Below are 13,250 nucleotides of genomic sequence, written 5' to 3' on the forward strand. Positions count from 1 at the left end.
TTGCGTTCACCGTCGGCACCATCCGGGAGCATAGGCGGAAAAAAACGATTTCCGGGAAACACTTCCAGGTGCTTCAGTTGGGCAGAGTGGGTCTGCGGAATGATGGTGTACCAGGCCGTTACTGTGCAGTAGACGGCCGGTAACTGTCAACCGGGTTGTCACTCTGTTGAACATCAATTGTTTCATTAATGTTCACATATTGTAAAAATTAGCCCTGATATTGCCGGTGAGCGCCTTTTTTCCCCAGCAGGCGCTGCCCCAGCACGGTGCCGCAGGCGGAAAGCAAGAGCGCGCCGCACAGCGGAACCATCCACCACAGGCGATAATCCGGCTCCCAGGGAAAATCGAACACTTTACGCTGCAACAGCCCCAGGGCCACCTCCGCGCCCGCCGCCGCCACCACGCCGGATACCAGTCCCAATAATGCAAACTCATACCACAGCGTGGCCCGCAGCAGCGTTTTCCCGGCGCCAAGCGTGCGATAGACCACCAATTCCTGCTGGCGCTGGCGCATGCCGACCTGTACCTGCGCCAGCAGCAGCAGCCCGCCGCACAGTAATACCAGTATCACCATGATTTCCAGCGCCCGGCTGACCTGTTGCAGAACCTGGCCGATCTGTCCCAGAATGGCACCGATATCCAGCAGGCTGAGCGTGGGAAACTGGCGGTTTAGCTGTGCCGGAAAAGCCGCGGGGCCCTGATAACGGAAACTGGTCAGCCAGGTTTGCGGCTGGCCGTCCAGGGCGCCCGGAGGAAAAATAAAGAAAAAATTCGGCCGCAGGCTTTCCCAGTCCACCTTGCGCAGGCTGGTGATCCGGGCGCTGAAGGATTGGGTATCGCCGGTAAAGGTGAGCGTATCGCCAAGCTTGAGCTTGAGCTGGTCGGCTACCTGCTGTTCCATGGAGACTTCCCCCGGCCCCGGCGGCCAAACGCCCGCCACCAGCAGGTTGTGATCGGGCTTTTGCTCCAGCCAGGTCAGGTTCAGCTCGCGGTTTACCGTCCGTCCGCCCGCATCGTTCTCATGGATCAGGTCGGTGGCTTTTTGGTGATTAATTTCCGTCAGCCGGGCGCGGATGATCGGGTAAAAGGTGCCTGGCGCTACCCCGTTGCGCTGCAGAAAGTCCCTGACCTGCGGCACCTGATCGCCGGTCATGTTCAGCAAAAAGTAATTAGGGCTTTCCGGCGGCAACTGCTGCCGCCAGCGATCGAGCAAATCTCCGCGCATCACCAGCAGCAGCGCCAGCAGCATAAACGACAGCGAGAACGCCGCCAGTTGGGTCAGCGTTATCCAGGGCTGTCGCAGCAGGCGATTCAGCGCCAGGCGCAGCGCCAAACGCCGGACCACCAGGCGACGCAACAGCCATAACGCGCCCCATCCCACCGCTGCCAGCAGCAGGGACAGGACGCCCATGCCGCCGGCCAGCGACCATAACAGGCCGTTGGCGCCGACGGTGAGCAGCAGCAGGGCCAGCACGATAATCAGCATTACCGGCAGATAGATACGCAGCGGCCAGAAGGTTTGGGTAGCGTCGCGCCTGAGCACGCGCAGGGGGCGGGTTGCCAGCAACTGACGATAAGGACGCAGCCCCACCAGCAGAGAAATCACCACCAGCGCCCCCAGGGACCATAACCACGGCCAGCCGCCGGCGGGCGGCAGTTCGGCAGGCAGGACCGGCGCCAGCATCCGCATCAGGGCCGCTTCAAATAATAAACCGATCACACTGCCGCTGACGCCGGCGAAGACCAGCAGCGAGAGCCATTGGCCGACCACCAGTTTCATCAGCGCGCGCCTGCCGGCGCCCAGGGTTTTCAGCACCGCCACCAGATCGCCGCGGCTGCGGCAGTAATGCCCCATGGCCACCGCCACCGCCGCCACCGACAGCAACAGCGTCAGCAGCGCCGACAGCACCAGGAAGGACCGCGATCGTTCCAGGGATGAATTCAGCGCGCCGCTGGAATCATCCATGCTGTACCAGCGCTGGGAAGCGTCGAGCTTCGGCGTCAGGTAGCGTTCGAAACGCTCAAGCGCGGGCGGATCGCCGGCAAACAGATAGCGCCAACTGACCCGCCCGCCCGGCTGTACCGCGCCGGTGGCGGCCACATCCGCCAGGTTGATGACGATGGCCGGCGCGGTCTGGAAGGGATTAAAACCGCTGTCCGGCTGCTGGATAAGCTCGCCGGCGATGCGCAACGTCGCATCGCCCACATCGAGCGGATCGCCGATTTTCAGCCCCAGCAGGGCCATCAGCCGCGGCGCCACCAGGACGGTCCCCGGTTGCGAACGCAGGCCGGCCGGGCGGGTCGTCAGCGTGCCGTACAGCGGATAGAGGGCGTCGGTGGCCGTGACATCGGCCAGTTGCGCATTATCGCCGGCGAAAGTCATGGTCATAAAGCGGATCTGCCGGCTTACGGCCAGGCCGTCATTCGCGGCCTGCTGCAGCCAGCCCTCGGCCACCGGACCCGACGCGCGTAATACCCGGTCGGCGGCCAGGAATTCGCGGCTTTGCTCGCCGAGCCCTTTTTGCATGCGGTCGCTGATATTGCCCAGCGCCAGCACGCAGGCAACGGACAACGTCATGGCCAGCCAGACAATCAGCAGCGACGGTGAACGCCATTCACGCCAGAACCAGCGACCGATCATGCCACCTCCAGCAATTGACCGTCCTGCAGGCGCAGGCGTCGTTCACAGCGCGCCGCCAGCTGCGTATCATGCGTGACCAGGATAAGCGTGGTGGCGTTGTCCCGGTTAAGCGAGAACAGCAGATCGGCAATACGATCGCCGGTTTTACGATCCAGGTTGCCCGTCGGCTCATCGGCAAACAGCACCTGCGGGCGGCCGCTGAACGCGCGGGCCAGCGCCACGCGCTGCTGCTCGCCGCCGGAAAGCTGGGCGGGCAGGTGTCCCAGGCGCCGCGCCAGGCCAAGCTTATCCAACAGTTCCAGCGCTTGCTCCCGGCTTTGACGTTCGTTTTCGCCGCGCAGCAGGGCGGGCAGTTGCACATTTTCCAACGCGGTCAGGGTGGGCACCAGCATAAACGACTGGAAGACAAAACCGATGCTTTTGGCCCGTAGCCTGGCGCGTGCCTCTTCGTCGAGCGACGCCAGTGGTTGCCCCAATAAACGCACCTCCCCTTCACTGCCGTCGTCCAAGCCGGCCAGAATGCCGAGCAAGGTCGACTTGCCGGATCCGGATTCGCCGATCAGGGCAATTGTCTGGGCGGGTTTGACAAGCAGCTCAACTCCGGTAAGGATGGAGATCTGGTTTTCTCCCTGACCGACGTGTTTATTAAGATGATGAACTTCAAGAACGTTTTCCGCGGGCATTTTCTCTTCCTTTTCCTGATGGCGTTATTGAGTGTACGTGCAAACGCCGCAGACACCTTATTGATTTTGGGCGATAGTCTTAGTGCCGGCTACCGGATGCCGGCGACGCAGGCCTGGCCGTCCCTGCTTAACGATCGCTGGCGCAAGGAGTCGGACAATATCCGCGTCGTCAACGGCAGCATCAGCGGCGACACCGCGACACAAGGACTGGCGCGCCTGCCGGGCCTGCTGGCGCTGCACAAGCCGCGCTGGGTCGTGATTGAGCTGGGCGGTAACGATGGCCTGCGCGGCTTCCCGCCGCCGTCAATCGCCGGCGATCTCGCCAAGGCCATATCACAGGTTAAATCGGCGGGCGCGCAGCCCCTGCTGATGCAAATCCGGCTGCCATCCAATTACGGCCGGCGCTATACCGAGTCGTTCAGCGCCATCTATCCGGCGCTGGCGCAGCAATATAACGTGCCGTTATTGCCTTTTTTTATGGAACAGGTGTACCTGAAGCCACAATGGATGCAGGATGACGCCATTCATCCCAACGCGGATGCGCAGCCTTTTATTGCCGAATGGATGTCCGCCAGGCTGCTGCCCCTACTTAAACATGATTTCGCCTCCGGCGGAGCGGCCAATGGGTAAAGTTATGCAAAAAACCGTCGTTATCACCGGCTGTTCCAGCGGCATCGGCTGGGTGGCGGCGCAGGACCTGCGCCGGCGCGGCTATCGGGTGCTGGCGACCTGCCGTAAACCGGCGGATGTCGCCCGCCTGGCCGCCGCCGGGTTTGAAACGCTGGCGCTTGATCTTGACGACGAGCGCAGCGTCGACGACGCGTCGGCGCGCATCCTGGACCTCTGCGGCAAGCGGCTGTACGGTTTATTCAACAATGCCGGATGCGGGGTATACGGACCGCTGGCAAGCCTTTCCCGCCGCCAGTTGGAACAGCAGTTCGCCAGCAATCTTTTCGGCACCCATCAGTTGACGCAGCGGCTATTGCCGGCCATGCTGCCCCACGGCGAGGGGCGCATCATCCAGACCAGTTCGGTAATGGGGCTGGTAAGCACCCCGGGACGGGGCGCCTACGCCGCCAGTAAATTTGCCCTGGAAGCCTGGTCGGATACGCTGCGCATGGAACTGCACGGCACCGGTCTGTGCGTGAGCCTGATTGAGCCGGGGCCGCTCAGCACCGCCTTTACCCGCAATGTAAACCAGTCGCAGGCGGATAAACCGGTGACCAATCCCGGCATCGCCTCACGATTTACATTGCCGCCAGAGGCTATACTGCCCAAACTACGTCATGCTTTGGAGCATCCACGCCCCCGATTGCGTTATCCGGTGACCCTGGTCGCCAGCGGTTTGTCCCTGCTGCGCCGTTGGCTGCCGGGCCGTTGCCTGGATATGATTTTACGCGCCAGCCATTGAGGCGGGGAAAGATGCCCCAATATAGTGCTAAAACGGGAGAGAGAATTTCATGTTAGCTCAAGCCACCATTATTGATATTAACGAAGCAAACCTACAGCAGACGCTCGAACTGTCCATGTCGCAGCCGGTGCTGTTCTATTTCTGGTCGGAACGCAGCCCGCATTGCCAGCAGATGACCCCGGTTATCGATAAACTGGCGCAGGAATTCGCCGGGCAGTTCGTCCTGGCCAAAGTGGATTGCGACGCCCAGCAGGCGCTCGCCGCCCAGTTCGGCTTGCGCGCCATCCCGACGCTCTATCTGTTCAAAGACGGGCAGCCGCTGGATGGTTTTCAGGGACCGCAGCCCGAAGAGGCGATTCGCGAACTGCTGCTGCGCGCCCTGCCCGATCCGGCTCAGCTGAAAATGACCGAGGCCAGCGACCTGATGCAGCAAGGACAGTATGCCGAAGCGCTGCCCCTGCTCAAGGAAGCCTGGCAGCTGAGTGACAAATCCAGCGAGGCGGGCCTGCTGTTGGCGGAAACCTATATTCAGCTCAAGCGCACCGAGGATGCCGAAGCCGTGTTGGCGGTTTTTCCGCTGCAGGATAAGGACACGCGCTACCAGGGCCTGATGGCGCAAATCGAACTGATGAAGCAGGCGGCGGATACGCCGGAAATACAGTTGCTGCAACAGCAGGTGCAAAACGCCCCGGCGGACGCGGGGCTAGCGGTGCAACTGGCGCTGCAATTACACCAGGTCGGCCGCAATGAAGAAGCGCTGGAACTGCTCATCGGCCATTTGCGTAAAGATCTTGCCGCCGCCAACGGCGATGCGCGCAAGACCCTGATGGATATCCTGGCCGCGCTCGGCACCGGCGATGCCTTAGCCGCCAAATACCGCCGCCAGCTTTATTCCCTGCTCTACTAAGGGTTCCCCGGGCCAATGGCGCCCGGCTACACTCTGCTTATGCCGCCGGGCGCGCATGAAATGCGTGCCTGTGTCACTGATTCCCCCCGCTTGGCGCGTCTTTGCCCCGGCAAAAGCGTACTATTACATTAGTGTTGAAAAGAGTGTGTCATGCTAAATACGTGTGAAGAAGATGTCGCACCGGCCGCGCTAGATGGCGTTATTATTTTCTCTCATGAAATGGAGATTTCACCATGGAGATTTCACCCATGCTGACGGTAATCCCAATTATTATTGTCCTGGCCCTGATCATCGTCTGGGCGGGGATAAAAATTGTCCCTCAGGGATACCAATGGACGGTTGAGCGTTTCGGCCGCTATACCCTTACCTTAAAACCCGGGCTGAACCTGGTGGTGCCGTTTATGGACCGGGTAGGCCGCAAGATTAATATGATGGAACAGGTGCTGGATATTCCCTCGCAGGAAATCATCTCCAAGGATAACGCCAACGTGACCATCGACGCCGTGTGTTTTATCCAGGTGGTCGATCCGGCGCGCGCGGCCTATGAAGTCAGCAACCTCGAGCAGGCCATCCTTAACCTGACCATGACCAACATCCGTACGGTGCTCGGTTCCATGGAGCTGGACGAAATGCTGTCGCAGCGCGACGGCATCAATACCCGTCTGCTGCATATTGTCGATGAAGCCACCAGTCCCTGGGGGATTAAGGTCACCCGTATCGAAATCCGCGATGTGCGCCCGCCCGTCGAGATGATCGCCGCGATGAACGCCCAGATGAGGGCCGAGCGAACCAAACGCGCCAATATCCTGGAAGCGGAAGGCGTGCGCCAGGCGGCCATTTTACGCGCCGAGGGTGAAAAACAGTCCCAGATCCTCAACGCCGAAGGCGAACGACAGGCGGCATTTTTGCAGGCGGAAGCCCGCGAACGCGCCGCCGAGGCGGAAGCCAGGGCCACTAAAATGGTGTCCGAGGCCATCGCCGCGGGCAATATCCAGGCCATTAACTACTTTGTGGCGCAGAAATACACCGATGCCCTAAAGCATATCGGCTCCGCCAACAACAGCAAGGTTATCATGATGCCGCTTGAGGCCAGCAATCTGATGGGCGCCATCGGCGGCATCGCCGAACTGCTTGGCGAGAGCAAAACCGGCCGGGGTAAATAACCATGCTTGCCGCGCTGGTCGTCCATCCGCACTGGTTTTGGATTTCGCTCGGCGGTCTGCTGCTGGCCGCGGAAATGTTGGGCGCCAGCGGATATTTATTGTGGAGCGGCGTCGCCGCCGTACTGGTGGGGCTGGTGGTATGGGCCGTGCCGCTAGGCTGGGAGTGGCAGGGCGTGGCCTTCGCATTGCTGACTATCTGCGCGGCGCTGGGATGGTGGTACTGGCTGCGCTCGCGCACCAAAGCGTATCCGGCATCGCTGCTGAACCGGCGCGGAGAACAGCTGGTCGGCGTCAAGACCACCCTTGCGGAACCCCTGGTGAACGGGGTGGGCCGGGTACGCATTGGCGACAGCACCTGGCGCGCGCGCTGCGATACGGATCTGGCCATGGGCGCCACGGTCGAGGTGATCGCGGTGGAAGGCATTACCCTGCGGGTGCGTCCTTATCATGAACACGCATGAGGCCGCCCGCCGTGGCCCGCGGCAGGTAGCAGGGTCGTTATTCCCGGCGGGCGCCGGCGGCGCAGCAACCCGACAGGTTATTGATAATCGGGCATTCGGCGCTATCGTCGCCGGGGCAACTTTCCGCCAGGATCAATAAATGACGGCGCATGGCCTCCAGTTCCTCAATGTGGCGCTCAATGTCTTTGACCTTACGCAGGGTGCGTTCCTTGACATCGGCGCTGTGGCGCAGCGGGTCGTTAAACAACGCCACCAGCTCGCGGCACTCATCCAGGTTAAATCCCACCAGCCGCGCCTGGCGCAGCAGCGTTAGCTCCTCCACATGGCGCGCGTTATAGCTGCGATAACCGTTATCCCGGCGCACCGGCGGCGTTACCAGCGCCTTATCCTCATAAAAACGGATCGCTTTACGGGTTAAACCGGTTTTTTTCGCCACATCGCTGATATTCATGGTTCCCCCTTGACCTTCCCCTTGCGGCAAGGTTTAAGCTCTATTACAACGACTTTTCCACGGCGCAGTCAATCAGTTCGGCACCCTTATTACCGCCGGTAACGACCCGCCGCCTTTTCCACCAAGGAGTTTTCAATGTCACAGACCATTGTGCTCGCCCTGCAGGGACTCTCCTGCGAACATTGTATCAAACGGGTCCGGGAAGCCCTGGAATCACGCGATGACGTGGAAAGCGCCCAGGTGGCGCTGGATTATGCCACGGTCACCGGCGCCGCGACGGCGGCGGAGCTTATCGCCAGCGTCAAACAAGCCGGCTACGAGGCCGCGCCCGCGGGCCGGCCCGATACCGAACTCCAGCTTTCCGGCCTGAGCTGCGGCCATTGTGTAGCTACTACCCGTAAAGCGCTGGCCGCCGTGCCGGGCGTCAACGCCGCCGAGGTCACGTTGGATCACGCCGGCGTTTATGGCGCGGCCGATCCGGCGGCGCTTATCCGGGCGGTGGAGCAGGCTGGCTATCAGGCTATCCTTGCGGGGGATATCGCCCACCCAAAAACTGAGCCGCTGACAGGCAACACTTCAGCGCCGGATATTCTGGCAGCGGCGACATTACCTCCGGCAACGGCTCCGGCAAGTACCGATACCGATGACAGCCTGCATCTGCTTATCAGCGGCATGAGCTGCGCCAGCTGCGTCCTGCGCGTTGAACGGGCCTTACAGCAGGTGCCTGGCGTTGGGCAGGCGCGGGTCAACCTGGCGGAGCGTAGCGCCCTGGTGCTGGGAGCGCCCGACGGCGACGCGTTGATTGCCGCCGTGGCGCGCGCCGGCTACGGCGCGGAAATTATCCAGGATGACGCCCTGCGGCGGGAGCGCCAGCAGCAGACGGCGCTCCAGGCGACGCGTCGTTTCCGCTGGCAATCGGCGCTGGCCCTGGCGCTGGGCGTGCCGCTGATGGCGTGGGGACTGTTCGGCGGCAGTATGACGCTGACGCCGGAAAGCCGTCCGCTGTGGCTGGTCATCGGCGTTGCTACGCTTGTGGTGATGGCGATCGCCGGCGGTCATTTTTACCGCAGCGCCTGGAAGAGCCTGCGAACCGGCAGCGCCACCATGGATACCCTGGTGGCGTTGGGCACCGGCGCCGCCTGGCTTTATTCCATCAGCGTCGCGCTGTGGCCGGACGTGTTTCCGATGATGGCGCGGCACCTCTATTTCGAGGCCAGCGCGATGATCATCGGGCTGATTAACCTGGGCCACGCCCTGGAGCAGCGCGCGCGCCAGCGCTCGTCCCAGGCGCTGGAACGCCTGCTGGATCTGACGCCGCCCATGGCCCGGGTGGTCGAGGCCGACGGCGAACGCGCCCTGCCGCTGGCCGAGGTGCGCCTTGGCATGATCCTGCGCCTGACCACCGGCGACCGGGTGCCGGTGGACGGCGAGATTACCCAGGGCGAGATCTGGCTGGATGAGTCCATGCTGACCGGCGAGCCGGCGGCACGGCATAAATCCGCCGGCGAAAAGATCCATGCCGGTACCGTGGCGCAGGACGGCAGCGTGCTGTTCCGGGCCGACGCCATCGGCAGCCAGACGACGCTGGCGCGGATTATCCGTTTAGTACGCCAGGCGCAGAGCAGCAAACCGGCCATCGGCCAATTGGCGGATCGCATTTCGGCCATCTTTGTTCCCGCCGTGGTGGCGATAGCCGTGATCAGCGCGGCCATTTGGTATCTGGTGGGCCCGCAGCCGCAGATGGTCTACACCCTAGTGATCGCCACCACGGTGCTGATTATCGCCTGTCCCTGCGCCCTGGGGCTGGCCACGCCCATGTCTATTATCGCGGGGATCGGTCGCGCGGCGGAGTTCGGCGTGCTGGTGCGCGACGCCGACGCGCTGCAGCATGCCACCACCCTTGATACCCTGGTATTCGATAAAACCGGCACGCTGACGGAGGGGCGGCCGCGGGTGGTGGCGGCCGAACCGGCGGCCGGTTTTGTCCTGGAGGATGTTGTGGCGATCGCCGCCGCGCTGGAGCAAGGCTCCAGCCATCCCCTGGCGCACGCCCTGGTGGCCTATGCCGGCACGCGGGCGCTGGCCGGGGTTGGTGATTTCCGCACCCTGCGCGGCCTGGGCGTCAGCGGCGACGTCGCGGGGAAGCGGGCGTTGCTTGGCAACAGCGCGCTGCTGCAACAACAGCAGGTCGATATCGCCGGCCTTGCCGCGCGGGTCGCCTTTTGGTCTGAGCAGGGCGCCACGCCGGTATTGCTGGCGCTGGACGGCAAGGCGGCGGCGCTGTTCGCCATCCGCGATCCGCTGCGCGACGACAGCGTGGCCGCGCTGCGCCGGCTGCATGGCCTGGGTTATTCCCTGGTGATGCTGACCGGCGATAACCCGGCTACCGCCGGCGCGGTGGCCAGGGAAGCCGGCATCGACCGGGTGATCGCCGGCGTCCTGCCGGACGGCAAGGCGGAGGCGATTAAAACGCTGCAACGCCACGGACACCGGGTGGCCATGATTGGCGACGGCATCAATGACGCCCCGGCGCTGGCTCAGGCGGAAGTCGGCATCGCCATGGGCGGCGGCAGCGACGTGGCGATTGAAACCGCTGCCATTACCCTGATGCGCCATAGCCTGCACGGGGTAGCCGATGCGCTGGCGATAGCCAACGCCACGCTGCGCAATATGAAGCAAAACCTGCTTGGCGCATTTATCTATAATGCCCTGGGTATTCCCATCGCCGCCGGCGTCCTCTATCCCTTTACCGGCACGTTGCTCAGCCCGGTGGTGGCCGGCGCGGCCATGGCCTTATCGTCCATTACCGTGGTCAGCAACGCCAACCGCCTGATACGCTTTAAGCCCAAAGCGTAACGCCTTACACGGGCGATGATGTTAACGTTAAGGACTTGTCACGCAACGGGAGTGGTATGCAATGAGGAGCTTATTACGGCGCATGGCGACCCTGCTGGGTTTTTTGCCCGCGGAGCAGTACGCCTGGCCCGGCATGGACGTCAGCCTGTCCGATCACCGCCGGCTGCATATGGTGGGCAGCATCCATATGGGCACCCGTGATATGGCGCCGCTGCCCGCGCGCCTGCTATCCCTACTGCGCCAGGCCACGGCGCTGGTGGTGGAAGCGGATATCACCGCCGGCTCGCCGTTGACGTCGGTGCCGCCGGTGGCTACCCCGCTCAGGGATCGTCTGTCCGCAGACCACTATCGCATTTTCAGCGACCTGTGCGCCGAATATCAGCTGGACGGGGAGGCGCTGTCGGCGTTGCCCGCCTGGCAGATCGCCCTGATGCTGCAGGCGCGCCAGGCCGAGCGGCTGGGGCTGCGCGCGGACTACGGCATCGATTATCAGCTGATCCAGGCGGCCAGGGACATGGGCAAGCCGGTCATTGAACTGGAAGGGCCGCAGGAACAGCTGGACCTGCTGCTGCAGCTTCCGGATCAGGGGAACGCCCTGCTGGAGGATACCCTGCGCCATTGGCATACCAATGCGCGCCTGTTGCAGACCATGATCGGCTGGTGGCTCGACAGCAGGCCGGTCAACCTGGATAAAGCCTTTCCCGCCACCTTCAGCGCGGATCTGTATCATTATCTGATGACCGAACGCAACCTGCGCTGGAAACAGCAGTTGCAGGACCTTCCCGCCGGCGGCTATGTGGTGGCGGTGGGCGCCCTGCATTTGTACGGCGCCCAAAGCCTGCCCTCGCTGCTGCGGCGTTGAGTTTTTGTCCGGCGGGGCATTTACCCCTTGCCGCGACTACGTTAACCTGAATTATTATTTATTCATTAAGTATCTTATTGGTATTCGGGACGATGTTATGACGCCTGCGGTTAATATATTGGAAAAAAACCATATTGCATTCACGCTCCATCCTTACCAGCATGATAGCGATGAAACCCATTTTGGCGCGGAAGCGGTCAGCAAGCTGGGACTTGACGCGGCCCAGGTTTATAAAACCCTGTTGGTGGCCCTGAACGGCGAGGCCAGGCAGTTGGCGGTGGCGGTGACGCCGGTGGCACTGCAGCTGGATTTGAAAAAAGTCGCCAAAGCGCTGGGCGCGAAAAAAGCCGAAATGGCCGACCCCCTGCTGGCGCAAAAGACCACCGGCTATCTGGTCGGCGGCATCAGCCCGCTGGGACAGAAGAAACGCCTGCCGACGGTCATTGACGCGCCGGCGCAGGCATTTGCCACGATATTCGTCTCAGGCGGCAAACGCGGCCTGGATATTGAACTCAGCCCGGCTGATTTGCGCCAGCTGCTGTCGGCGACATTTGCCGATATCGCTAAACGCGACGGCCAGGATAAGGGTGCGCCACTCGCATGACGTTACGCGCCACCGATTCGCTGTCTGCGCATACGGGGGGACGGCGCACGCTGTTCCCGGTCCTGGCTGCCATCAGCGTCGCCCATCTGCTCAACGATATGGTGCAATCGCTGATCCTGGCGATTTACCCGCTGCTGCAGGCGTCGTTTGCGCTCAGTTTTACCCAGGTCGGTATGATTACCCTCACCTACCAGATTACCGCCTCGCTGCTGCAGCCGCTTATCGGCGGCTTTACCGATAAATATCCGCAGCCCTACTCGCTGCCCATCGGCATGGGTTTTAGCTTATGCGGCATCCTGATGATGGCGGCGGCGACCAGCTTTCCAATGGTGCTGGTCGCCTCGGCCCTGGTCGGCACCGGCTCGTCGGTTTTTCATCCGGAATCGTCCCGGGTGGCGCGCATGGCGTCCGGTGGGCGCCATGGCCTGGCCCAGTCGCTGTTCCAGGTCGGCGGCAATTTCGGCGCCTCGCTCGGTCCGCTGCTGGCGGCGGTATTTATAGCGCCTTATGGCAAGGGGCATCTGGCCTGGTTTGCGCTGGCGTCGCTGTTGGGCACCATCATCTTGCTGCAGGTGGGCAAATGGTACCGCGGCGCCATCCGGACGCCCGCGCCGCAACGCGCCCAGGCGGCCAGCGCATCGCCGCTGCCGTCCCGGCGGGTAGCCTGCGCCATTGCCGTGCTGCTGGTGCTGATCTTCTCCAAATATTTTTATCTCACCAGCATCAGCAGTTATTACACTTTCTACCTGATCCATAAGTTCGGCCTGTCGGTACAGGCGGCGCAGATGCATCTGTTCGCGTTTCTGTTTGCGGTGGCGGTCGGCACCGTTATCGGCGGGCCGGTGGGCGATCGCATCGGCCGGAAATACGTGATTTGGGGTTCGATCCTCGGCGTCACGCCGTTTACCCTGATGCTGCCTTATGCCTCCCTGGCGGTAACCGGCGTGCTGACCCTGTTTATCGGCGTCATCATCGCCTCGGCCTTTTCCGCCATACTGGTGTATGCCCAGGAACTGCTGCCGGGCAGGATCGGCATGGTATCGGGGCTGTTTTTCGGCTTCGCCTTCGGCATGGGCGGGCTTGGCGCTGCGGTGCTTGGCCATATCGCCGATAGCACCAGCATTGAATATGTCTACCAAATCTGCTCGTATTTGCCTTTATTAGGCATTCTGACCGCTTTTCTGCCTGATAATAGCTAAAAGTGTTTTTTG

At 62.2% G+C, this 13,250-nt stretch carries 11 protein-coding genes and 1 pseudogene; 9 read left to right on the forward strand and 3 right to left on the reverse strand.

The annotated features are described in order from the left end of the window. Nucleotides 1-208: 208 nt before the first annotated feature. Complete coding sequence (gene ybbP, locus ACL2XN_RS11310) at nucleotides 209-2,641, reverse strand: putative ABC transporter permease subunit YbbP (protein ID WP_410016148.1); 2,433 nt, start codon at nucleotides 2,639-2,641, stop codon at nucleotides 209-211. Continuing rightward, nucleotides 2,638-3,324, reverse strand: a complete 687-nt coding sequence (gene ybbA / locus ACL2XN_RS11315; protein ID WP_410016149.1) for a putative ABC transporter ATP-binding protein YbbA — start codon at nucleotides 3,322-3,324, stop codon at nucleotides 2,638-2,640. The genes ybbP and ybbA overlap by 4 nt, the downstream gene beginning before the upstream one ends. Between ybbA and tesA the strand changes: the two genes are divergently transcribed. The 5 genes from tesA (at nucleotide 3,292) to ACL2XN_RS11340 (ending at nucleotide 7,266) form a co-directional block, all read left to right on the forward strand. Continuing rightward, a complete protein-coding gene (gene tesA / locus ACL2XN_RS11320) occupies nucleotides 3,292-3,954 on the forward strand; it encodes a multifunctional acyl-CoA thioesterase I/protease I/lysophospholipase L1 (RefSeq protein WP_410016150.1) in 663 nt (220 codons plus the stop codon). The two genes, ybbA and tesA, sit on opposite strands and share 33 nt — an antisense overlap. Nucleotides 3,955-3,958: 4 nt before the next feature. Next, nucleotides 3,959-4,735: an SDR family oxidoreductase gene (locus tag ACL2XN_RS11325; RefSeq protein WP_410016605.1), complete on the forward strand. Its 777-nt coding sequence runs from the start codon at nucleotides 3,959-3,961 to the stop codon at nucleotides 4,733-4,735. Nucleotides 4,736-4,784: 49 nt separating this feature from the next. Further along, complete coding sequence (locus ACL2XN_RS11330; protein ID WP_410016151.1) at nucleotides 4,785-5,642, forward strand: tetratricopeptide repeat protein; 858 nt, start codon at nucleotides 4,785-4,787, stop codon at nucleotides 5,640-5,642. Between the two features lie 248 nt (nucleotides 5,643-5,890). After that, nucleotides 5,891-6,805, forward strand: coding sequence for an SPFH domain-containing protein (locus tag ACL2XN_RS11335; protein WP_410016606.1), 915 nt, complete (start codon nucleotides 5,891-5,893; stop codon nucleotides 6,803-6,805). A gap of 2 nt (nucleotides 6,806-6,807) precedes the next feature. Then, on the forward strand, nucleotides 6,808-7,266 hold the full coding sequence (locus ACL2XN_RS11340; RefSeq protein ID WP_410016152.1) for an NfeD family protein: 459 nt from the start codon (nucleotides 6,808-6,810) through the stop codon (nucleotides 7,264-7,266). 37 nt (nucleotides 7,267-7,303) lie between these two features. Here the strand turns inward: ACL2XN_RS11340 and cueR are convergent, their stop codons facing one another. Beyond that, the gene (cueR, locus tag ACL2XN_RS11345; protein ID WP_413730856.1) at nucleotides 7,304-7,717 is read right to left on the reverse strand and encodes a Cu(I)-responsive transcriptional regulator; all 414 of its coding nucleotides are present in this window, start codon (nucleotides 7,715-7,717) and stop codon (nucleotides 7,304-7,306) included. Nucleotides 7,718-7,852: 135 nt separating this feature from the next. Between cueR and copA the strand changes: the two genes are divergently transcribed. The 4 genes and pseudogenes from copA to ACL2XN_RS11365 form a co-directional block, all read left to right on the forward strand. Beyond that, a complete protein-coding gene (gene copA / locus ACL2XN_RS11350; RefSeq protein WP_413730857.1) occupies nucleotides 7,853-10,573 on the forward strand; it encodes a copper-exporting P-type ATPase CopA in 2,721 nt (906 codons plus the stop codon). Nucleotides 10,574-10,634: 61 nt separating this feature from the next. Further along, nucleotides 10,635-11,435, forward strand: a complete 801-nt coding sequence (locus tag ACL2XN_RS11355) for a TraB/GumN family protein (RefSeq protein WP_413730858.1) — start codon at nucleotides 10,635-10,637, stop codon at nucleotides 11,433-11,435. 97 nt (nucleotides 11,436-11,532) lie between these two features. Beyond that, a complete protein-coding gene (gene ybaK / locus ACL2XN_RS11360; RefSeq protein ID WP_410016156.1) occupies nucleotides 11,533-12,039 on the forward strand; it encodes a Cys-tRNA(Pro)/Cys-tRNA(Cys) deacylase YbaK in 507 nt (168 codons plus the stop codon). A 53-nt stretch (nucleotides 12,040-12,092) separates the two neighbouring features. After that, a pseudogene (locus ACL2XN_RS11365) lies at nucleotides 12,093-13,238 on the forward strand (MFS transporter); the annotation flags it as partial. Between the last annotated feature and the right edge of the window lie 12 nt (nucleotides 13,239-13,250).

The organism is Sodalis sp. RH22 (assembly GCF_047324165.1).
Classification (GTDB): domain Bacteria; phylum Pseudomonadota; class Gammaproteobacteria; order Enterobacterales; family Enterobacteriaceae; genus Acerihabitans.

Excerpts from the sequence above, each read along its gene's own strand:
- ACL2XN_RS11330 (WP_410016151.1), top strand. The coding sequence starts at position 4,785 with ATGTTAGCTCAAGCCACCATTATTGATATTAACGAAGCAAACCTACAG.
- ACL2XN_RS11325 (WP_410016605.1), top strand. The coding sequence starts at position 3,959 with ATGCAAAAAACCGTCGTTATCACCGGCTGTTCCAGCGGCATCGGCTGG.
- ybbP (WP_410016148.1), bottom strand. The coding sequence starts at position 2,641 with ATGATCGGTCGCTGGTTCTGGCGTGAATGGCGTTCACCGTCGCTGCTG.
- tesA (WP_410016150.1), top strand. The coding sequence starts at position 3,292 with ATGATGAACTTCAAGAACGTTTTCCGCGGGCATTTTCTCTTCCTTTTC.
- ybaK (WP_410016156.1), top strand. The coding sequence starts at position 11,533 with ATGACGCCTGCGGTTAATATATTGGAAAAAAACCATATTGCATTCACG.
- ybbA (WP_410016149.1), bottom strand. The coding sequence starts at position 3,324 with ATGCCCGCGGAAAACGTTCTTGAAGTTCATCATCTTAATAAACACGTC.
- ACL2XN_RS11355 (WP_413730858.1), top strand. The coding sequence starts at position 10,635 with ATGAGGAGCTTATTACGGCGCATGGCGACCCTGCTGGGTTTTTTGCCC.
- ACL2XN_RS11335 (WP_410016606.1), top strand. The coding sequence starts at position 5,891 with ATGCTGACGGTAATCCCAATTATTATTGTCCTGGCCCTGATCATCGTC.
- copA (WP_413730857.1), top strand. The coding sequence starts at position 7,853 with ATGTCACAGACCATTGTGCTCGCCCTGCAGGGACTCTCCTGCGAACAT.
- ACL2XN_RS11340 (WP_410016152.1), top strand. The coding sequence starts at position 6,808 with ATGCTTGCCGCGCTGGTCGTCCATCCGCACTGGTTTTGGATTTCGCTC.
- cueR (WP_413730856.1), bottom strand. The coding sequence starts at position 7,717 with ATGAATATCAGCGATGTGGCGAAAAAAACCGGTTTAACCCGTAAAGCG.